The following is an 18,397-nucleotide window of genomic DNA, read 5'->3' as shown; positions in this document are numbered from 1 at the left end:
ATGAACGACAACAATAAAATTCAGATGGAGAACGCCGTGAGTACCAGCACCATGACAATGATCCAGGCACTGCGCTCGGCCATGGACGTCATGCTTGAACGTGATGACAACGTGGTGGTGTTCGGTCAGGACGTGGGTTACTTCGGCGGCGTCTTTCGCTGCACCGAAGGCCTGCAAGCCAAGTACGGCAGCTCGCGGGTGTTCGACGCCCCGATCTCCGAAAGCGGCATCGTGGGGGCCGCCGTTGGCATGGGCGCTTATGGCCTGCGCCCGGTCGCTGAAATCCAGTTTGCTGACTACTTCTACCCCGCTTCCGACCAGATCGTTTCCGAAGCAGCTCGCTTACGCTATCGCTCAGCGGGCGAATTTATCGCTCCGATGACCCTGCGCATGCCCTGCGGCGGTGGCATTTATGGTGGCCAGACCCACAGCCAAAGCCCGGAAGCGATGTTTACTCAGGTCTGCGGCCTGCGCACCGTCATGCCGTCCAATCCGTATGACGCCAAAGGCCTGTTGATTGCCGCCATCGAGAACGATGACCCGGTGATCTTCCTCGAACCAAAACGCCTGTACAACGGCCCGTTCGATGGCCACCACGAGCGCCCGGTGACGCCATGGTCCAAGCACCCGGCCAGCGCCGTACCTGATGGCTATTACACCGTGCCGCTCGATTGCGCCGCCATTGTGCGCCCCGGCACTGAAGTCACTATCCTGACCTACGGCACCACCGTTTACGTGGCCCAGGTGGCGGCCGAAGAAACCGGCATCGACGCTGAAGTCATCGACCTGCGCAGCCTGTGGCCGCTGGACCTGGACGCCATTGTTACCTCCGTGAAGAAAACCCGCCGCTGTGTCGTCGTGCACGAAGCCACCCGCACCTGCGGCTTTGGCGCCGAGCTGATTGCGCTGGTTCAAGAGCACTGCTTCCACTACCTGGAAGCACCGATTGAACGCGTAACAGGCTGGGACACGCCTTACCCGCATGCTCAGGAGTGGGCCTATTTCCCAGGTCCGGCACGCGTGGGTGCGGCTTTGCAACGGGTTATGGAGGTTTAAATGGGTACGCACGTTATCAAGATGCCGGACATTGGCGAAGGCATTGCACAAGTCGAGCTGGTGGAATGGTTTGTCAAAGTCGGTGACATGGTCAGCGAAGATCAGGTAGTGGCCGACGTCATGACTGACAAAGCGACCGTGGACATCCCTTCGCCCGTTGCAGGCCGGGTACTGGCGCTGGGCGGGCAGCCTGGCGAAGTAATGGCCGTGGGCAGCGAGTTGATTCGCATCGAAGTCGAAGGCGCGGGCAACCTGCGTGAAAGCGCTGCACCTGGGGTGGCGGCCCCAGCCGCAGAGCCCGTCGCAGCGCCTAAAGCGGTAGCGCAAGCCCGGGTTGAAGTGGCCATTGTTTCGGCGCCAGCCATTAAATCTATGCCAACCCCGGTCGCCCGCGAGGCCAACGAACGCCCTCTGGCATCGCCTGCTGTGCGAAAACGCGCATGGGATGCCGGAATCGAGCTGCGCTTTGTGCAAGGCACTGGGCCTGCGGGCCGCGTGTTGCACGACGACCTCGATGCGTACCTGGCACAAGACACCAGCACCAGCGCTGCGCCTGCCAGCGGTTACGCCAAACGCAACGATGAACAGCAGATCCCCGTGATCGGCCTGCGTCGTAAAATCGCCCAGCGCATGCAAGATGCCAAACGCCGCGCCGCGCACTTTAGCTACGTTGAAGAAATAGACGTCACCGCGCTCGAAGAACTGCGCGCCCAGCTCAATCAGAAATGGGGCGACAGCCGCGGCAAACTGACCTTGCTGCCATTTCTGGTGCGGGCCATGGTCGTGGCCTTGCGCGATTTCCCGCAGATCAATGTGCGCTACGACGACGAAGCGCAAATCATCACCCGCTTTGGCGCCGCCCATATCGGCGTGGCGGCACAAAGCGATAGCGGCCTGATGGTGCCGGTGGTGCGACACGCCGAAACCCTGACTCTATGGGGCGCTGCCGAGGAAATTGCGCGTTTGGCGAATGCGGTGCGCACCGGCAAGGCCACCCGTGAAGAACTGACCGGCTCGACCATCACCCTGACCAGCCTGGGTGCACTGGGCGGGATTGTCAGTACCCCGGTGGTCAACCTGCCCGAAGTCGCGATTATTGGCGTGAACCGCATCGTCGAACGGCCGATGGTGATTAAAGGCCAGATCGTGATTCGCAAAATGATGAACCTCTCCAGCTCTTTCGACCATCGCGTGGTCGACGGCATGGACGCAGCACAATTTATCCAGGCCATGCGTGGCTTGCTCGAACAACCTGCCACCCTGTTTCTGGAGTGAACATGCAGCCAACTCAACACACCACGCTGCTGATTATCGGCGGCGGCCCTGGCGGCTATGTGGCAGCTATTCGTGCCGGCCAGCTAGGCATCCCAACCCTTTTGATCGAAGGCCAGTCGCTGGGCGGCACCTGCCTCAACGTCGGGTGCATCCCATCCAAGGCGCTGATTCACGTGGCGGAGCAGTTCCACACCACGCAACGCTACAGCGCTAACGCGTCGCCATTAGGGATCAGGACCCAGACACCGACCCTGGACATCGGCCAGAGCGTGCAATGGAAAAACAGCATTGTTGATCGCCTGACCACCGGCGTTGGTGCCTTGCTGAAAAAGCACGGGGTCAAGGTCATTCATGGCTGGGCCAACATTCTTGATGGTAAGGCGGTCGAAGTCGACGGTCAGCGCATCGAGTGCGAACACCTGTTGCTGGCCACGGGTTCGCAAACCGTCGACCTGCCGATTCTGCCGATTGGCGGCGCGATTATTTCTTCCACCGAAGCCTTGGCCCCGACCGCTATTCCCAAGCGCTTGACCGTTGTGGGCGCCGGTTATATAGGGCTGGAGCTGGGCATCGCCTATCGCAAGCTGGGTGCTGAAGTGACCGTGGTTGAAGCCCGTGACCGGATCTTGCCGACCTACGACAAAGAACTGACCTTGCCGGTAGCCGAATCGCTAAAGGCACTGGGCATCACCTTGTACCTGGAACACAGCGTTGAAGGCTTCCAGGCCAGCACCAAGACTCTGTCGATGCGCAATCGCATGGGCGAGAGCCAAACCCTGGAAACCGATCAGGTGCTGGTGGCCGTCGGTCGTCGCCCACGCACCCAAGGGTTCAACCTGGAAACCCTGGCGCTGGCCATGAACGGCCCAGCGATACGCGTCGATAACCGCTGCCAGACCAGCATGCGCAACGTGTGGGCCATTGGTGATCTCACCGGCGAGCCGATGCTTGCGCACCGGGCGATGGCTCAAGGAGAAAGGGTGGCTGAGATCATTGCCGGCAAACACCGCGAATTCACCCCCACTGCAATCGCGGCCGTGTGCTTCACCGACCCGGAAATTGTCGTGGTCGGTAAAACCCCGGTCGAGGCAGAGGCTGCGGGGCTGGACTTCATCAGCGCCAGCTTTCCGTTCAGTGCCAATGGACGGGCCATGACTCTGGAATCCAAAACCGGATTTGTGCGGGTGGTTGCGCGGCGTGACAACCACTTGATTGTGGGCTGGCAAGCCGTGGGCGCAGGGGTTTCGGAATTGTCGACAGCGTTTGGCCAGTCGCTGGAAATGGGCGCGTGCCTGGAAGACATCGCTGGCACCATCCACGCGCACCCAACCTTGGGTGAAGCGGTGCAGGAAGCGGCCCTCCGGGCTTTGGGGCATGCCTTGCACCTGTAATGCATGCACCCCTTGCAGGAGCGGGGGCAGGCTGCGATCTTTTGATCTTGCCGGTCTAAGATCGCCGCCGTCGTTCCTCGACAGCTCCCCCAGGTGATTTATGAGCCTTTGAACAGGCTCCATAAAAACGCCAGCAAACCGCCCAGCGTGGCAATCGCGGCCAACCAGCCGATTGCCGACAAACCTTGCCACACCGGTCCGGCGGCAGCGATTTGCGGGCCGAAGGCAATCAGCAGCGCGCCGATCAGCAACGCCAACGACAGTCGGGTCGACGCCAGACGCAAGGAGCGCTCCAGTCGATCAAGACGCCAATCAGGATCTCGGTGCTGCCCTCGGTCAAGGCCCGCATAAAGTTCATGACTTCGAAGCGACGCCGCTCGTCTAGGCGTCCGACCATACCGAAGTCGATAAAACCGACACGGTTATCGCTCATTGCCCGCAAGTTGCCGGAGTGCGGATCGCCATGAAACAGACCGTCTTCAAACCACGGCCTCGCCGCTGAGCAAGCGTGCTCGATACACCTGAGCCATCGATGCGGCAGCCAGTGGCTGGGTGTCGAATTCGGCAAACACCTGATCCAACTCGCAGCCCAAATCTTCCAGCACCTGCGCCTGCAGCTCAGCCCATGCAAGGGTCGAGGCCTGACTGTGCAGGGCTTGCAGTTCATCAACCCACTGCGACGACAAAATGTCACTGCGACTCGCCAGTATCTGCCCACACTTGATAAACGTTGGCCCTAGTGCTTCCAGCGCCATGCGCACTCGCTGCGGGGCAGTGGCGGGCAGTGACTGGTCGGGCTCGGGATCAACCTCAGCCAGCAGACGCCCCAAACCCAGCCGTATTAACACGTCCTGCGCGCCAAAGCGCACCAGGGTCGCGACAATTTGGTGCAGCCGGCGGTGATGTTTTAAGGCGGTCCAGGTGGGTTCAAGCATGAATAAGGTCCTTTTTGAGTGCTGCCGGGTGGCCGTTCGAGCCTTTAACTGCGACAGCAGCGTGCCCTGTTCATTCGATTGATTTATGTTCGCTTGCGTCCACAACGAAAGCTTGTGCAAGCAAACACTGGGCGTGGTGGCCTAACACCAGTAGAATCGCGCTCTTTTTTCCAGGGCGCTCGCCATGACCTCTCCCAACACACCGCCTGAAGCCGAGTCCCAGACCAGCGAACTGGTCTTTGGCCTTGAAGATCGTCCCAAGCCGTGGATCGGCTTTCTGGCAGCGCTGCAACACCTGTTGGCCATCATTGTGCCAATCGTCACGCCCGGCCTGCTGATCTGTCAGGCGCTCGGAGTGTCGAGCCGCGACACCAACCTGATCGTGTCTATGTCGCTGGTGATTTCCGGCATCGCCACCTTTGTTCAGTGCAAACGTTTCGGCCCTTTCGGCGCCGGGCTGTTGATTGTGCAGGGCACCAGTTTCAACTTTGTCGGCCCGCTGATCGCAGGCGGCGCGTTGATGGTCAAGCAAGGCACGCCGGTTGAGGGCGTAATGGCAGCGATTTTCGGCGTGGTGATTGCCGGCTCGTTTGTCGAAATGGGTATTTCGCGAGTCTTGCCCTTTGTAAAACGCATGATCACACCGCTGGTCACCGGGATCGTGGTGCTGATGATTGGCCTGACGCTGATTAAAGTCGGCCTGATCAGCATGGGTGGCGGTTTCAGCGCCATGGCCAACGGCACCTTTGCCAATGGCGAAAACCTGATGCTGTCTGGCGTAGTACTGGCGATTATCGTGGTCCTCAACCGCATCCCGCTGGTGTGGATGCGCAGTTGCGCCATCGTCATCGCTCTGGCCGTCGGCTACGCGCTGGCGGGGTATCTGGGCCGCCTGGACTTCACCGGCATGCATCAGGCCGAAGTGTTCCAGGTGCCAATGCCCCTGCACTTTGGTTTGGGCTTCTCCTGGGCCTTGTTCATTCCCATGCTGGTGATTTACCTGGTGACCTCGCTGGAAGCAATTGGCGACGTGACCGCCACCAGCAAGGTGTCGCGCCAGCCGGTCGAAGGCCCAGTGTGGATGCAGCGCATAAAGGGCGGCGTATTGGTCAACGGCGCCAACTCGTTGCTGGCCGGTGTGTTCAATACCTTTCCTAGCTCAATCTTTGCTCAGAACAACGGCGTCATTCAGTTGACCGGGATTGCCAGCCGCCATATCGGTGTCTGGATTGCTGGCATGTTGATTCTGCTGGGCCTGTTTCCAAGCGTGGCCGGTGCGATACAGGCGGTACCGGAGCCGGTGCTGGGGGGAGCAGCAATGGTGATGTTTGGTGCGGTGGCGGCCTCGGGGATTAATATTCTGGCCAGCATTCACCTTGACCGCCGCGCGCTGCTGATTATTGCGGTGTCGCTGGCCTTGGGCCTCGGTGTGTCGCAAGTGCCTGAATTCCTGGCGCACATGCCCGCCGCCTTGCGTAACGTGCTGGAGTCTGGCGTGGCCACAGGCGGCATCTGTGCCCTGCTGTTGAACTGGTTCCTGCCAGAGACAGAAACAAATCCGACTGTATAAACAGCAATGGCGGGCAGGATTACGACACCGTATCCTGCCCGCCTCAGATTAAGCGTCCTATCTCTTAAGAGACGTTTCTGACTCTCGCCCTTTCGCTATTTCACTACTTGAATTACTCTTTTTCGTGACCCTTTTGGTTGTCTTGAGCTACAGCTATGAGTACATACGGATCACGATTAAGGCAAGAACGTCTGCGCCTGAAACTAACGCAAGCACTTTTTGCGACAGCAGGCGGTGTCGGGCGCTACGCACAAAGCTGTTATGAACGGGACTTGAGTTTGCCCCGAGCAGATTATCTTGCCGCCATCACATTGATCGGCGTCGATGTGCTCTACATCATCACACAGCGACCCACCTTGCATTTAACCACCAAAATGTCGGCACCTTCGGGTAATGGCGAGTTCACCGAGAACTAGCCTGCACTTCTATACAGGCACCCAACGCCGGTGCAGGCTGCGTGCAAGCGCGTCCAAGGCAAAGCCGGGCATTTCGCAGGGCACCATTGCGATCGAAAGTCGCACGCCCGTCAGCACGTGCCTCAACACGCCAGGCAAAATAGCACGGCGCAAGGTTTGCCAACGGGTGGCACTCAAACAGTGCAGCCCGACGCCGTCTTCGTCATTGCTTGAGCGCCTGAGCCACCTGTTGTTCCTTTACGTGCCGCGCCAACGAGTCGGTGATAACCCAGACGTGGGCGGGTGGGTGGAGCAATTGATCGAACATCCAGAGCCACTGTGAGCGCTCGAAAGCATGGCGGCCTGCACGGGCATGTGTTGCTGCCAACCGGACACACCGTGGAGCAGGTCTACGCTGTACTTATCCCTTACTGAACATGGAGACCTGTGTGACCGAACCTAGCACTCATCATCAAAAAGCCCTTGATCGTTTTCTTGGCGAACGTCCGGAACTGGCTGCTGAACTTGAAAAGTTAAACCCATTGGCCGCCCGCGCCGTGGGCCAATCCATGCAGGAATATCGACAAGAACGCCTGAACGAAGCCTTTGAGGCAGAAGCTGAACGATTGGGCTTTTTCGCTTGGGAATTAACGTTGCAATTGACCACCGAAACAACCGAAGAATTCGAAGCCAAACGCCTTGAAGTCCACCGTGAAGTGGCGCAAATGGCCGGTATGGAATGGGCCGAGTATTGCGATTTGTATGGCCTTGAATATCACCTTTAAAAAGCCCTGAATCGCCTGTAGGAGCGCGAGGCAAGCTCGCGCCTACAGGGCTGACGCCCGTTGCGGCTTCCAGATGCTTGAACAGACTTTGTCCAGCAGCGCCGGGTTGTGGCTAAACACGATCAACCCCAACTCACGGCGCTGGACCTCTTCCAGCAAAACTTGCCATACCTGCGCCTGCAGGTGCGGGTCCAACTGCGCCGTGACTTCATCTGCGATCAGATAGCGCGTGCGCGGATCCAGCGCTCTGAGCAACGCGATACGCGCCAACTCCCCTCCCGACAACTCGTCCGGGCGTCGCATCAGCCAGCTTGGGTTCACCGCCAGGCGCGCGAGCCATTCGGCGTCCGGCGACCAGGCGTCACGCAGGCTATCACCTGTGGTGCGGTAGGGGTTGAAGGTGAGTTCAGGGTGTTGCGGCACCAGTTGAATCGGGCAATAGCCCTTCTTGGGCAGCGATTTGCAATCAACGGTGATGCTGCCCGACGTTGCCGCCTGCCATTGCGCTAGCACGCGCCCCAAGGTGGTTTTGCCAAAGCCGCTGGGAGCTGAGATACCTTGGCGCTCGCCTGCCCGGACCTGAAACGAGACTGAGTCCCACAAGCGACGGCCGTCTTGCACGATGGTCAATTGCTGAACATCAAGCATAGAGTGGACTCTCAACGCCCCGCACTCGCTGCACAAAGAACTGCTGCTCGGGCAACGCCGCCCACAGTGACTGCAACCACGGGCTGCCACCCTGTTCACGCAGCGCCTGGGCGCTCAGGGTCTCGTGCAATTGACCTTGATGCAATACTGCAATTTTGTCGGCAAAGCGCGCAGCCAGCGACAGGTCGTGGGTTACCCACAAGATCCCCCGTCCTTGTGCGCAAAAGCCCTTGAGATGGTTCAACAGTTGGCTGGCATGTTCATCGTCCAGCCAGGAAGTCACCTCATCGGCCAAAATGTAACGCGCGTGGGTCAAGGCCGCGCAACTGGCCAGTACGCGCTTGGCCATGCCACCCGACAATTTGCGCGGAAACTCATTCACCACATCAGGTTGCAAGTTGTACCTTTGGAGCTGTTGTGCAACATCGCTCAGCCCCAATGTGACTCCACTGAGCTGCGCCGCTCGCATCAGTTGCGGCCCCACTTTGATCAGAGGGTTCAAGGCGCTGACACCTTGCGGCACATAGCACAGGTTTTTGCCGCGTTGGTCGACCTTGCCCGCCTCTCCCAGCAGTTTGCCGTCGAGCACGATGTCACCATGACAGCGCATGTTGTCAGGCAATAAGCCCAAAGTACTTTGCAGCAGCAAGCTTTTGCCCTCGCCGCTGGAGCCCACCAGTGCCACCAACTCGCCGGGGTGGACCTCAAGGGAAATATGACTCAACAACGGGTGCCAGGTTTTATGGCCCAGCCAGTGGTAGCGAGCGATGTCGATGGCAAACTGGTCGAATTTCAGCATCAGGTCATCCTTATCCACAGTTGCTGCAAAGCCCGGGCAAATTGGTCGAAAACCAGTACCAGGCCTACCAGAATCAACCCTGGAAAAAACGCCAGCCACCAGGCGCCACTGCTCAAATACCGCAGCGCGTCTGCCAGTAACAACCCCAGTGACGGGTCATGCGGCGCCAGTCCAAAGCCCAAAAAGCTCAGTGCAGCCGAGTGCAACACTGCGTGCGCGAACATCAATAACGTGCCAACGATCCACTGCGGCAACAACAGCGGCAACAAGTGATGACGCCAACGATAAAACGAGCTGTTGCCCAGCCGATGGGACAGCATCACAAAATCGGTCTCGCGAATACGCTGGATTTCAGCCCGCAAAATCAGCGCCAGACGTGGCCAGTGGGTCAGCGCCACCGCCAAAATCACGCCCTGCTTGCCCCCGCCCAAGGTGAAACAAATCAGGACCAGCAAAAGCAAGTGTGGCAACGCCAGCAGGCTGTCGATCAGCCCGCGAATCAGGTAGTCCAGGGTTTTGTTAACAGAGCACAAGCTGGCCGCCAGCATCGCCAGTACCCCGCTGCTCAGAGCCGCCGTGAGACCGATTTGCAAGCTGGTGGTCATGCCTTGAAAGCAGCGCAGCCACAGGTCACGCCCAAGGCTGTCAGTGCCAAACCAGAACGTTTCAGAGGGCGCCTGACGCCGCGCCAGCAAGTCCATCGGAATGTCGACGCCAGAAACCGAAAATCCGTAGGCAATCAAGATCAGCAACAGCAGTAACGAAAGGCACAACCTGAGCAATGCGCGATTGGGGTCGTAGGTCATGATGTACGCACCGCCCCACGGTTAAGGCGCAGCAACAGTGCGTTGGCAATGCTGTTGCCGGTAAACACCAGCACCGCGCAAAACATCACAATGCCCATCAGCAACGGAATATCGCCCCGCAGACCGGCATCAATTGTGGCCTGCCCCAGCCCCGGATAAGCGAAGACTTTTTCAGCCAGTAATGAGCCGCCCAGCAACTCCCCCACCGATGCAAATTGCAGGCACAACGCAGGCGTGACCGCGTGACGCAAAATATGGAAGTTGATCAGCGGCCACCCCTTGTCGCCTTGAACCTTGGCGTATCGAATGAACTCGCTGTTCATCACCTCTGCGACCCGAGCGCGGGTGTGTAAGGCGATGTTGCCAAGCCCAAGCATGCCCAGCGCCAGCATCGGCAGAATCAGGTGGTGCAACTTGTCGCTCCACGTGGCGGTTTGAGCGTTACTGCCGGGGGTCCAGGCACAGCAAATGGGTGCCCAGTCCAGGGTGACGGCAAACAGCGAGAGCAACAGCAGGCCGATCCAGAACGTCGGCAAAGAGGCCAGCACATAGGACACCACTGAGATCAGTCGATCAGGCCAGCGATTGAGATAACGCCCGGCGGTCAGGCCCATGGCCAGCCCGACCACCCCGGAAAACAGCCACGCCGAAAACAGCAGCGCAAACGAAGTGGCGAAACGTTCGCCAATCACGTCAGAAACCGGCGCGTTGTACAGCATCGAATACCCCAGATCGCCCTGCAGCATCTGGCCAAACCAGCGCACAAAGCGTTCCCAGAGTGGCAAATCCAGCCCCCAGCGTGCCGCGATCAGCGGGTATTGTTCTGGCGGCACATGCAATAAATCGTTGCCGATGTAAGCCCGAATCGGGTCCACAGGAGAAAAGCTGAGCAAGGTGAAAGTGCCCGCCGCCGTGACCAGCAGCAGGCATAGCAAACGCACCATAAATAGCGCTAACCCGCGTATCACTTGCAGGTCCACTTCCAGCCATCGAGGCTATTCAATAGCGACCAGGAGCCGTGGATTTCCGGCGCCCCTTTACCCAGGTCAATGCATGCATCGGCCAAATAGGTGTGCTGTACATTCAGCAGCCAGGCCCAGGCGGCATCGCCTTTTACCCCCACTCCGGTTTTGCCGTCCCACTCAACTTGTTGCCAAAACGGCACGGCCTGTTGCCAGGTGGGTGCATCCAGCGCCTGCTGCAAATGCTGATCGACTACGCGGTTTTGGTAATAGCCGGGGTTGTAGTACTCAATGCCCGCGGCCTTGCTGCTGTAATGATGATAAAGCTCCATCGGGTCAAGGCTGCCCCAGCCGAACAGGGTTGGGTTGGCGTGCATGTTGCGCTCGACGGTTTCCCAACTGCCAGACTTGAGGTCCACGTCGATGCCAATCGGCTTGAGCATCGAGCGCACCGCCTGGGCCAAGTCGCGGCGCGTCGCATCGCCACTGGCGTACCAAAGCGTCACGTTGGCAGGCAGGCCATTTTTCTCACGCACCCCACTGGCCGTTTCAACCCAGCCAGCCTCATCCAGAATCTGTTTGGCCTTGGCCACATCACCATCCTTGAAGGCCGCTTGCGGGTTGTCCCACGGCAAACCCTGCACCCCGGTGTAGGCCGCAATCGCATGCCCTTCAAGAATTTGATCCGCCAGCAGTTGGCGATTAATGGCGTAGTTGATCGCCTTGCGGATCGCAACATCCGAGGTCACATCGTTACCAATCGGATAACCCTGTGCGTTTTTTTTACCTGACGCGGTGGTAGGTAGCACAATCCCACGGTTTTCAACGCTGGGTCTCACCCACAACTTCATACCCGCTGCCGGCGTGACGGCCAGCGACGGCGCAACACGCACGATGCCTAACTGCTTGCTTTGGGCGGCTGCGAAGGCGCTGTCCTCGTCGAGGAACACAAACACCAGCCTGTCGAAATCGTTTTTATGGCCCGCGTAATAAGGGTTGGCCTCAACAATCAGTTGCTGGCCCGGCTGATAACTGACCAGCCGATAAGGCCCGGCACCAATCGGCTTTTGCGCGTAGGTTTTGGTGTCGTACTTGTCTGCAGAGACAATGCCCAGCGAACCGAGCACGTTGACGAACGTGCTCGGCGGTGCTTTGAGCTGGATACGCACGGTGAGCGGATCAACCTCCTCGGCTTTCAGGAAATTGCCCATGTCGACCTTGCCCCCGCTGGCCGCCGCATTGTTATAGGTGTACGCCACGTCCTTGGCGCTCAGAGGTGAACCGTCAGAGAATTTAAGGTCGGGTTGGAGCTTCAAGGTCCAGGTTTTGCCATCGTCACTGGTCTGATAATCGCTGAGCAGAAAACCGCTCCAGGACAAGTCTTCGTTCTGCCTCAGCAACGGACTGTGCAGCAGCAGATAACTGCCATGGCTCCAGCCGAGCATAGGGTCAAAACCCTCGGTGGGTTCGTCACCAATAGCCAATTTCAGCGTGCGTTCCTGCGCTGAAGAAACAGGCGCTGCGAGCACACTTAACAACGCGGCGGCCACCAAGGTATTACGCATCCATGCAGGCGTTGACATCCATCCTCCTGAAAATAACCCACCTCTGCGAGGCACGTGCGTCCATTTACGCGCTCATCAGTAATAGCAGCCGAGTTTTAAATATCCAATTATCCATCTGATTTTTTTAATATTTTCTGCTCCCTCCGTATCACCCTGTAACACTCTTTTATATCCGATCATCGACTGACGAGCTCCTTGGATAACCAGACAAATCTCGTGACAGAGCTTGTGCTATACCCATAGGGACAATTGCTGAGTCACGGCAAACCGCCGCCACTGACAGAGGTCCGCATGTTTAAAGGATTCGCAACTTCGGCCAAAGAAAAAACCATGCACGCCATCAATGACCTGCCGTCCAACAACATCGAACTGTTCGACTGCTACACGGGCTTGATACTGGGTCGCCTGTACCGCAACTTCCCGCTGCCTATGACCCTTAGCGGCGAACACTTCATCGACTACAAAGGCTTGGAAGCCAGCAACCGCGAGGCCCTGGAAAAAGAAGAAAACCTGTTCATGGCCACCCTTAAATGGCTGGCCGACGTCGGCTACATCCACTTCGACGGAATGTCCGGTGTTTCGTTTTTTGAAGTCGTCCTTACCAGCAACGGACTGCTGATACTGCGCGCCTTTGCCGAAGGCAATGACGGCGTTCTTACCATTGGTGAAAAGCTTTCGCATTGCTTCCAAAATGAAAACGCGCAGGAGTTGAGAGCGCTGGTGATACAGGCATTGAATCTTGGAAGCCAGATAATCAGTCCGATGACACGATCGGGGATTTAAACCAAACGCATTGATCGGCGTGCCACTGGAGGGTTTCAACACTGGGCCTGGCGGAAGCCGGGGTGGGTGTGCTCAGTGGCAGGCCTTGATATTGGACGTAGTCCGAACCGCTCAGTGCCGGCGAAAGATGAATGATCTGCGTATTGGGCTCAATTGCAATCAAGTACAAATCGAACAATGTATGGAGATCGGCACGCAGCAGTAAGCCGTTCGATACAACATGCGTGTGCTGCCCTTTGTAGGGATGAATATGCGCAGCCTCTAACACTTCAGCCTGATTACATCCTGTAATCGCGCACCTCGTGTCATAAGCGGCCAGCAGTTTTTTGCGAAATACAGACTGGCCCCGTCTACGGACAATGTTCGCGACGACTCGTTTCCGAGCATCCTTAACGGTTTGAGGATCGAATACGTTTTGTTGTTCTGCTTCAGCTTCAGCGGCTTCAAGTTCATGAGCAACCGTGTCGCCCAAGGCCTGCATATCAATCATTTCATGGAGCTGAGCCTTGATGGCCGAACCAATATTTTTTTGAGGCGTTAGGCCTACGACCCACTTAAGACCTCTCTCCTCGTAGATCGCAGAAATATTTTGCATTCTGCGCTCAAAAGCACCCGCCTTACGGCCAAAACGTTCTGCTAATCCACGATAAATATGCTTCTTAACAAACTTGATTCCCGCCGCCTGTTTTTCCAACATTTCGCGGTAGGCCTGCACTGACGCCTCAAGCTCTTCATTGCTCCAACCGTCTGACATGACCCAATCCCTATGATCTGCGCCTAAGCTCGAAAGTAGGGAAATTTACCCGATTAAGCAGGAGACAAGAAATTAATACTAAGGAAATATAAAAACATAACGCTAAACAACCACCCGCCTCCCACCAAATCGCCACCCCAACTGAATCCCCGCAGCCGCCAGCAAAATCGCGGCAACACCCACCCACTGCTGCATTTCAAGGCGATGCCCGAACGCAAACCAGTCAACGAATATCGCAGCAATTGGGTAGATAAAAGTCAGTACGCCGAACAGGACTGTAGGCAGTTTCTGGATTGCGCCGTAGAGAAGTACGTACATCAAGCCGGTATGAACCACTCCGAGCGTCACTAAATAACCCCATGTCTGCACGTCACTGGGCAACTCGCTGAAGTTGGCCATGGGGGCCAGCAGCAAGACGCCGGTGCTGACCTGAATCAGCGCGATCAGGTGGGGAGGCACACCCTTGAGCCGCTTGATGATCAAGGCCGCCACGGCATACATCAACGCTGCTCCCAGCGCTAAGGCGATGCCCTGAAGGTATGCACGTCCACTCTCGCCTTGCTCGGTGTGGGCGCTGACGATGGCCAGCATTCCAACGAAAGAAACGACCAGCCAGGCCAGTTTTTGCAGGGTGATTTTTTCACCCAGAAACAGCGCCGCAAGGCCGATCAATATGAAAGGCTGGACGTTGTAGACCGCGGTGCTGATGGCAATCGAAGCCCGCGAAAAAGACGCAAACAACAGCACCCAGTTGGCAACGATGGCGACTCCGCTGAGCACAATCAGTAAAAAAGTGTTCCGGGTTATTAACCCAGGCCGCAGAAAACCCATCACTGCACAGATCACCAGCAAGGTCAGCGCGCCGAACGCACAGCGCCAAAAAACCACGTCCGGGACTGCCTGCCCGGAGACTAGAACGAGCCAGCCGATGGTGCCGGAGATCAGCATGGCGGCGACCATTTCCAGCGAACCCCGTTGCGTTGACTTATCCATAAATGCTCCCTTTGATCTAGGAAACAGTATGGCTACTACGCCAGACACAGCGCCATAATCTACGAAAGGCAAACAGGCTGGTGCGCCTTTACTGTTGAGGCATTCTGCCGATTTTGCCTAAGGAGAGAAAAATGACTGACGAGATTGATCAGCTGTTGATAACCGCATTAATGGAAGATTCCCGCAAATCCTTGAAGGCGCTCGCGGCCCTCAGTGGTCTGTCGTCACCGAGCGTTGCACAGCGGCTACTCAAGCTTGAAGAACGTGAGGTGATCAAGGGCTACACCGTGGAGGTGGACCCCAAGGCATTTGGCTATCAACTGCAGGCCATTATTCGCATTCGCCCACTTCCCGGCCAACTTCAGGAAGTGGAGCGCCAGATCCAGAACATTCCTCAGTTCACCGAGTGCGACAAGGTGACCGGTGAGGACTGTTTTATCGCCCGTCTGTATGAGCGTTCCATCGAGCAATTAGACACCCTGCTCGACAACCTGAATGCGTACGCCGAAACCAATACCGCCATCATCAAGAAAAGTCCGGTAAAGCGCCGCTTACCGCCGATGGAGTGAGCGCACAATCGGGTCGGCGTACTACGAATGCGCGTCAATCACCCACTTCACCTTCGTCAGCCCCTCACGCAGTGACTCCAGATCGACCGAGCCCAACGCCAGCCGAATGGCGCGCGGTACATGAATCGATGTGGCGAACGGCTGCGCGGACGAGACCGAAACCTGCTCGCGCATGAGGGCCATCACGACTTGCTCGGCCCTGGCATCGTCTGACAGAGGCAGCCACACAAAGTAGGAACACGGATGGCGCACAGTGCGCAGCCCCGCCAATAACTCATCAGCGATGAGCTGCCTGGCATGTGCGTCTTTGCGCTTTTGCACCTCCAACTGGCCCACTGTTCCATCATCCAGCCACGCGCAGGTGATCGAGGTCATGACGCCAGGAGTATTCCAGGCGGTCACGCGAATAACTCGCTCCAGGGCCGCGATCATATGGGCGGGGGCCGCGATGTAACCGACACGTAAGCCTGCAGCGATACTTTTAGATAATCCGGACACGTAAACCGTGCGTTCCGGTGCCAGTTCCGCTATCGGAGACGGTGGGTTTTCCACGAGAAAAGCGTAGGCCGCATCCTCAATAATCTGCAGATCATGCCTGCGCGCAATCGACACCAACTGCTGGCGTTGCTCAATGCCCATCACCCAACCCAGCGGGTTATGCAAGGTCGGCATGCTGTACACCGCGCGGACCGAACGGCCGCGACAGAGTTTTTCAAGCGCGTCGAGATCGGGGCCGCAGTCAGTGGTTGGTACAGGCAGCACTTCCAGATGCAGTGTTTGCGCAAGCGCCTTGAACCCCGGATAGCTCAACGCATCGACGGCCACGACATCGCCGGGTTTTAACAGTGCCATCAGGACGACCGTCAACCCATGCTGTGCGCCATTGACGATCAAGACTTGCTCGGCAGGAATGTTCAAGCCCCGGGTCAAAAAGTGCCGCGCCACTGAGGCTCGATCGTGCAGGCGTCCGCCATGGGGCTGATAGCGCAACAACGACTCCAGATCGCCGGACAACGCAAGTTGGCGCAAGGCCGTTCGCAACAAATCGACCTGCCCCGGCACGGACGGGTAGTTGTAATTCAAATCCAGCATGCCTGCCGTCACATCGGGCTGGTCGATCCCGTGCCCCGGCGGCAGCGACGTCTCTCTGACAAAAGTCCCGCGCCCGGTCTCACCGCTGACCAGCCCCATGGCCTCAAGCTCTGCATATACCCGGCTCGCTGTCACCAACGCCAACCCTTGTGTCGCGGCCAGTTGGCGATGGGTTGGCAGGCGTGTGCCCGGCAGCAATCGCCCTGAGCGAATGTCAGCGGCAAACGTGTCAACCAGCAACTTGTATCGGGAAGGAGGCATAGAAGGATGTATCCATGACAATATTTTGATTGTCATCAATCTTCAGCCATAGGATCAGTGCAATGCAATCCAGCCATTAGCCTTGAGCGTGAGACCCGATGGAACGTACCTCCAGCCTGCCCAACCAATCGACTGAGAAAAATCTTGCCGGTTGGATCAATGGTTTTATCGGCGTGTTGATATTCAGCGCATCATTGCCCGCGACACGCGTGGCGGTAATGGCGTTTGACCCGGTTTTCCTGACTTTTGCCCGGGCCTCCATCGCGGGCCTGGTGGCGCTGTGCATTTTGTGGGTACTCAAGGCCACACGCCCGAATCCAAGCCAGCTTGCTCCCCTGCTGATCGTGGCAGTTGGCGTGGTCGTGGGGTTCCCATTGCTGACCGCATTGGCGCTGCAATATGTGACCTCAGCACACTCCATCGTTTTCCTAGGCATGTTACCGCTTTCGACGGCAGCCTTTGGCGTGCTACGCGCAGGTGAACGTCCGCGACCGGCATTCTGGCTTTTCTCAATCCTGGGCAGCGCGCTGGTGGTGGCGTTTGCCCTGTCGCAAGGCCTGAGCGCGTCACCAAAGGGCGACCTTCTGATGCTTGTGGCGATTCTGGTCTGCGGCCTGGGTTATGCCGAAGGCGCAAAACTATCCAGAACATTGGGCGGCTGGCAGGTTATTTGCTGGGCGCTGGTATTGTCGTTGCCCGTCACAGCAACACTGGCTGTGGTTTTAGCGCCCTCCTCATTTGCAGGGATCAGCACGCCTGCGTGGTTTAGCCTGACTTATATCTCGCTCTTCAGCATGTTGATTGGTTTTTTCTTCTGGTACCGCGGATTGGCCCAGGGGGGCATTGCCGCCGTGGGGCAACTTCAACTCCTACAACCCTTTTTTGGGTTGGTCCTGGCCGCAACCTTTGTGCATGAAACCGTTACTGCCGGCATGTTTGGCATCACCGGCGCGGTGATCGTGTGCGTGATTGCGGCTAAAAGGTTTACGAGGTAAAAAAACCTTGTGGAACCATGGTTTTACTCGGGTGAAACGACCTTGGCGCGCCGCGCTGAAAACCATTGATAAAGAGACGGATCAAAATCCGTCGCTATTTGATCCGCCTCATCAAGCTTTTGTTTAGCGAGGTCTAAATTCCCGAGACCTTGCTGAGCCTTGGAGTACTCCAACAGCAAAAACGCTTTATCAACCTCCTCTGAACCATTAGTTGCAATCACGTTAACCGCCTCTTTGATCACTTCCATGGCAAGTGTCCATTCAGAGAACCGGTTAAATACCAGTGCGCACAAGTACAAGCTTCGCTCGTGGTTTAGCCATGTTCCACATTGTAACCACAGCTGTTTGCAGACCAAAGCAGCATCAATCGTAACTTGCTTATGAAAGGGGTCATCCACCTCTAAACGCGCGTCTTCAATAAGTTTTGACACTGTATTATTTAAAGCCGCTGCCATGCTTTTACCGACAACAGGATTCAGGGGCAATAATATTAATAGGGCCTCATTTCAGTGCGAGAGCTTGCAAAAACCATTTTTATGAACTGTCTTTAATCAGTGTAAACCCCATAAACAGATCCGTTCATCAGTCAGAACTGACAGGCCCGGTAACGACGTGCCACCTACCATCAATGAGATTTATTTTGCTTTGTTAAGAAAAACCACACTTCTTAACATTTGTGAAAATTTCGGTAAATCTTATGGAGCAACTCAAGCATCACCCTATGATGTTGCACCCAAGGCGCACGCCACAGATGCGGCCTACC

Annotated in this window: 21 protein-coding genes and 2 pseudogenes; 10 read left to right on the top strand and 13 right to left on the bottom strand. The window is 57.2% G+C overall.

Annotated elements, in window-relative coordinates; genetic code table 11:
• The 3 genes from ACIQYF_RS16840 to lpdA are packed head-to-tail and all read left to right on the top strand — an operon-like array spanning nt 1 to nt 3,722.
• Nucleotides 1-1,056, top strand: coding sequence for an alpha-ketoacid dehydrogenase subunit beta (locus tag ACIQYF_RS16840; protein ID WP_402864051.1), 1,056 nt, complete (start codon nt 1-3; stop codon nt 1,054-1,056).
• Complete coding sequence (locus tag ACIQYF_RS16835; protein WP_402864048.1) at nt 1,057-2,331, top strand: dihydrolipoamide acetyltransferase family protein; 1,275 nt, start codon at nt 1,057-1,059, stop codon at nt 2,329-2,331.
• A 2-nt stretch (nt 2,332-2,333) separates the two neighbouring features.
• Entirely contained in the window at nt 2,334-3,722 is a 1,389-nt protein-coding gene (gene lpdA / locus ACIQYF_RS16830; protein WP_402864045.1) for a dihydrolipoyl dehydrogenase, read from the top strand.
• 98 nt (nt 3,723-3,820) lie between these two features.
• Here the strand turns inward: lpdA and ACIQYF_RS16825 are convergent, their stop codons facing one another.
• Genes ACIQYF_RS16825 through ACIQYF_RS16815 form a run of 3 tightly spaced genes read right to left on the bottom strand, consistent with a single transcriptional unit; the run spans nt 3,821 to nt 4,657 of the window.
• On the bottom strand, nt 3,821-4,006 hold the full coding sequence (locus tag ACIQYF_RS16825; protein ID WP_402864042.1) for a hypothetical protein: 186 nt from the start codon (nt 4,004-4,006) through the stop codon (nt 3,821-3,823).
• Nucleotides 3,967-4,290: an AarF/UbiB family protein gene (locus ACIQYF_RS16820; protein ID WP_402864039.1), complete on the bottom strand. Its 324-nt coding sequence runs from the start codon at nt 4,288-4,290 to the stop codon at nt 3,967-3,969. Before ACIQYF_RS16820 ends, ACIQYF_RS16825 begins: the two co-directional genes overlap by 40 nt.
• Nucleotides 4,202-4,657: an AarF/UbiB family protein gene (locus ACIQYF_RS16815; protein ID WP_402864036.1), complete on the bottom strand. Its 456-nt coding sequence runs from the start codon at nt 4,655-4,657 to the stop codon at nt 4,202-4,204. The genes ACIQYF_RS16820 and ACIQYF_RS16815 overlap by 89 nt, the downstream gene beginning before the upstream one ends.
• Nucleotides 4,658-4,841: 184 nt before the next feature.
• On the opposite strand from ACIQYF_RS16815, the gene ACIQYF_RS16810 reads away from it, so the two are divergent.
• Nucleotides 4,842-6,227 (top strand): nucleobase:cation symporter-2 family protein, encoded by a 1,386-nt coding sequence (locus ACIQYF_RS16810; RefSeq protein ID WP_402864033.1) that lies wholly within the window; start codon nt 4,842-4,844, stop codon nt 6,225-6,227.
• 155 nt (nt 6,228-6,382) lie between these two features.
• A complete protein-coding gene (locus ACIQYF_RS16805; protein WP_402864030.1) occupies nt 6,383-6,643 on the top strand; it encodes a helix-turn-helix domain-containing protein in 261 nt (86 codons plus the stop codon).
• 9 nt (nt 6,644-6,652) lie between these two features.
• On the opposite strand, the pseudogene ACIQYF_RS16800 reads toward ACIQYF_RS16805, so the two are convergent.
• Nucleotides 6,653-6,871: pseudogene (locus tag ACIQYF_RS16800) on the bottom strand (hypothetical protein); the annotation flags it as partial.
• Here ACIQYF_RS16800 and ACIQYF_RS16795 point away from each other — a divergent pair.
• Together ACIQYF_RS16795 and ACIQYF_RS16790 are read left to right on the top strand one after the other, a co-directional pair.
• Nucleotides 6,831-6,962, top strand: a pseudogene (locus ACIQYF_RS16795) (AraC family transcriptional regulator); the annotation flags it as partial. The pseudogenes ACIQYF_RS16800 and ACIQYF_RS16795 sit on opposite strands and share 41 nt — an antisense overlap.
• A gap of 109 nt (nt 6,963-7,071) precedes the next feature.
• Nucleotides 7,072-7,407: a DUF6388 family protein gene (locus ACIQYF_RS16790; RefSeq protein WP_402864027.1), complete on the top strand. Its 336-nt coding sequence runs from the start codon at nt 7,072-7,074 to the stop codon at nt 7,405-7,407.
• Nucleotides 7,408-7,449: 42 nt separating this feature from the next.
• Here ACIQYF_RS16790 and ACIQYF_RS16785 read toward each other — a convergent pair whose 3' ends face one another.
• From ACIQYF_RS16785 to ACIQYF_RS16765, 5 genes are read right to left on the bottom strand one after another with little or no spacing between them, the layout of a single operon-like run.
• Nucleotides 7,450-8,055, bottom strand: coding sequence for an ATP-binding cassette domain-containing protein (locus tag ACIQYF_RS16785; RefSeq protein ID WP_402864023.1), 606 nt, complete (start codon nt 8,053-8,055; stop codon nt 7,450-7,452).
• Nucleotides 8,048-8,854 (bottom strand): ATP-binding cassette domain-containing protein, encoded by an 807-nt coding sequence (locus ACIQYF_RS16780; protein ID WP_402864020.1) that lies wholly within the window; start codon nt 8,852-8,854, stop codon nt 8,048-8,050. The genes ACIQYF_RS16785 and ACIQYF_RS16780 overlap by 8 nt, the downstream gene beginning before the upstream one ends.
• Complete coding sequence (locus ACIQYF_RS16775) at nt 8,854-9,660, bottom strand: ABC transporter permease (protein WP_402864016.1); 807 nt, start codon at nt 9,658-9,660, stop codon at nt 8,854-8,856. Before ACIQYF_RS16775 ends, ACIQYF_RS16780 begins: the two co-directional genes overlap by 1 nt.
• Nucleotides 9,657-10,604 (bottom strand): ABC transporter permease, encoded by a 948-nt coding sequence (locus ACIQYF_RS16770; RefSeq protein ID WP_402864013.1) that lies wholly within the window; start codon nt 10,602-10,604, stop codon nt 9,657-9,659. Before ACIQYF_RS16770 ends, ACIQYF_RS16775 begins: the two co-directional genes overlap by 4 nt.
• 20 nt (nt 10,605-10,624) lie before the next feature.
• Nucleotides 10,625-12,205, bottom strand: coding sequence for an ABC transporter substrate-binding protein (locus tag ACIQYF_RS16765; RefSeq protein ID WP_402864010.1), 1,581 nt, complete (start codon nt 12,203-12,205; stop codon nt 10,625-10,627).
• 312 nt (nt 12,206-12,517) lie between these two features.
• Between ACIQYF_RS16765 and ACIQYF_RS16760 the strand changes: the two genes are divergently transcribed.
• Nucleotides 12,518-12,970, top strand: a complete 453-nt coding sequence (locus ACIQYF_RS16760) for a hypothetical protein (RefSeq protein ID WP_402864007.1) — start codon at nt 12,518-12,520, stop codon at nt 12,968-12,970.
• On the opposite strand, the gene ACIQYF_RS16755 is transcribed toward ACIQYF_RS16760, so the two are convergent.
• Entirely contained in the window at nt 12,942-13,724 is a 783-nt protein-coding gene (locus ACIQYF_RS16755) for an HNH endonuclease (protein ID WP_402864004.1), read from the bottom strand. The genes ACIQYF_RS16760 and ACIQYF_RS16755 overlap by 29 nt on opposite strands.
• Nucleotides 13,725-13,826: 102 nt before the next feature.
• Nucleotides 13,827-14,717 (bottom strand): DMT family transporter, encoded by an 891-nt coding sequence (locus ACIQYF_RS16750; RefSeq protein WP_402864001.1) that lies wholly within the window; start codon nt 14,715-14,717, stop codon nt 13,827-13,829.
• 131 nt (nt 14,718-14,848) lie between these two features.
• Between ACIQYF_RS16750 and ACIQYF_RS16745 the strand changes: the two genes are divergently transcribed.
• Nucleotides 14,849-15,286: an Lrp/AsnC family transcriptional regulator gene (locus ACIQYF_RS16745; RefSeq protein WP_402863998.1), complete on the top strand. Its 438-nt coding sequence runs from the start codon at nt 14,849-14,851 to the stop codon at nt 15,284-15,286.
• Between the two features lie 21 nt (nt 15,287-15,307).
• Here ACIQYF_RS16745 and ACIQYF_RS16740 read toward each other — a convergent pair whose 3' ends face one another.
• A complete protein-coding gene (locus ACIQYF_RS16740) occupies nt 15,308-16,639 on the bottom strand; it encodes a PLP-dependent aminotransferase family protein (protein WP_402863995.1) in 1,332 nt (443 codons plus the stop codon).
• A 98-nt stretch (nt 16,640-16,737) separates the two neighbouring features.
• Here ACIQYF_RS16740 and ACIQYF_RS16735 point away from each other — a divergent pair, with 98 nt between their 5' ends.
• A complete protein-coding gene (locus ACIQYF_RS16735; protein ID WP_402863992.1) occupies nt 16,738-17,634 on the top strand; it encodes a DMT family transporter in 897 nt (298 codons plus the stop codon).
• Between the two features lie 23 nt (nt 17,635-17,657).
• On the opposite strand, the gene ACIQYF_RS16730 is transcribed toward ACIQYF_RS16735, so the two are convergent.
• Complete coding sequence (locus tag ACIQYF_RS16730; protein ID WP_402863989.1) at nt 17,658-18,089, bottom strand: hypothetical protein; 432 nt, start codon at nt 18,087-18,089, stop codon at nt 17,658-17,660.
• Nucleotides 18,090-18,397 lie beyond the last annotated feature (308 nt).

This window comes from Pseudomonas sp. NPDC096917 (assembly GCF_044762555.1).
Classification (GTDB): domain Bacteria; phylum Pseudomonadota; class Gammaproteobacteria; order Pseudomonadales; family Pseudomonadaceae; genus Aquipseudomonas.
The sequence above is the reverse complement of the archived record's forward strand: the minus strand, read 5'-3'. Positions and strand labels throughout refer to the sequence as shown.

Bases quoted from the DNA above. Each gene is read 5' to 3' on its own strand.
- ACIQYF_RS16745 (WP_402863998.1), top strand. From the start codon at position 14,849: ATGACTGACGAGATTGATCAGCTGTTGATAACCGCATTAATGGAAGAT.
- ACIQYF_RS16835 (WP_402864048.1), top strand. From the start codon at position 1,057: ATGGGTACGCACGTTATCAAGATGCCGGACATTGGCGAAGGCATTGCA.
- ACIQYF_RS16805 (WP_402864030.1), top strand. From the start codon at position 6,383: ATGAGTACATACGGATCACGATTAAGGCAAGAACGTCTGCGCCTGAAA.
- ACIQYF_RS16730 (WP_402863989.1), bottom strand. From the start codon at position 18,089: ATGGCAGCGGCTTTAAATAATACAGTGTCAAAACTTATTGAAGACGCG.
- ACIQYF_RS16785 (WP_402864023.1), bottom strand. From the start codon at position 8,055: ATGCTTGATGTTCAGCAATTGACCATCGTGCAAGACGGCCGTCGCTTG.
- ACIQYF_RS16740 (WP_402863995.1), bottom strand. From the start codon at position 16,639: ATGCCTCCTTCCCGATACAAGTTGCTGGTTGACACGTTTGCCGCTGAC.
- ACIQYF_RS16840 (WP_402864051.1), top strand. From the start codon at position 1: ATGAACGACAACAATAAAATTCAGATGGAGAACGCCGTGAGTACCAGC.
- ACIQYF_RS16765 (WP_402864010.1), bottom strand. From the start codon at position 12,205: ATGTCAACGCCTGCATGGATGCGTAATACCTTGGTGGCCGCCGCGTTG.
- ACIQYF_RS16815 (WP_402864036.1), bottom strand. From the start codon at position 4,657: ATGCTTGAACCCACCTGGACCGCCTTAAAACATCACCGCCGGCTGCAC.
- ACIQYF_RS16735 (WP_402863992.1), top strand. From the start codon at position 16,738: ATGGAACGTACCTCCAGCCTGCCCAACCAATCGACTGAGAAAAATCTT.
- ACIQYF_RS16760 (WP_402864007.1), top strand. From the start codon at position 12,518: ATGCACGCCATCAATGACCTGCCGTCCAACAACATCGAACTGTTCGAC.
- ACIQYF_RS16780 (WP_402864020.1), bottom strand. From the start codon at position 8,854: ATGCTGAAATTCGACCAGTTTGCCATCGACATCGCTCGCTACCACTGG.
- ACIQYF_RS16775 (WP_402864016.1), bottom strand. From the start codon at position 9,660: ATGACCTACGACCCCAATCGCGCATTGCTCAGGTTGTGCCTTTCGTTA.
- lpdA (WP_402864045.1), top strand. From the start codon at position 2,334: ATGCAGCCAACTCAACACACCACGCTGCTGATTATCGGCGGCGGCCCT.
- ACIQYF_RS16810 (WP_402864033.1), top strand. From the start codon at position 4,842: ATGACCTCTCCCAACACACCGCCTGAAGCCGAGTCCCAGACCAGCGAA.
- ACIQYF_RS16755 (WP_402864004.1), bottom strand. From the start codon at position 13,724: ATGTCAGACGGTTGGAGCAATGAAGAGCTTGAGGCGTCAGTGCAGGCC.
- ACIQYF_RS16770 (WP_402864013.1), bottom strand. From the start codon at position 10,604: ATGGTGCGTTTGCTATGCCTGCTGCTGGTCACGGCGGCGGGCACTTTC.
- ACIQYF_RS16750 (WP_402864001.1), bottom strand. From the start codon at position 14,717: ATGGATAAGTCAACGCAACGGGGTTCGCTGGAAATGGTCGCCGCCATG.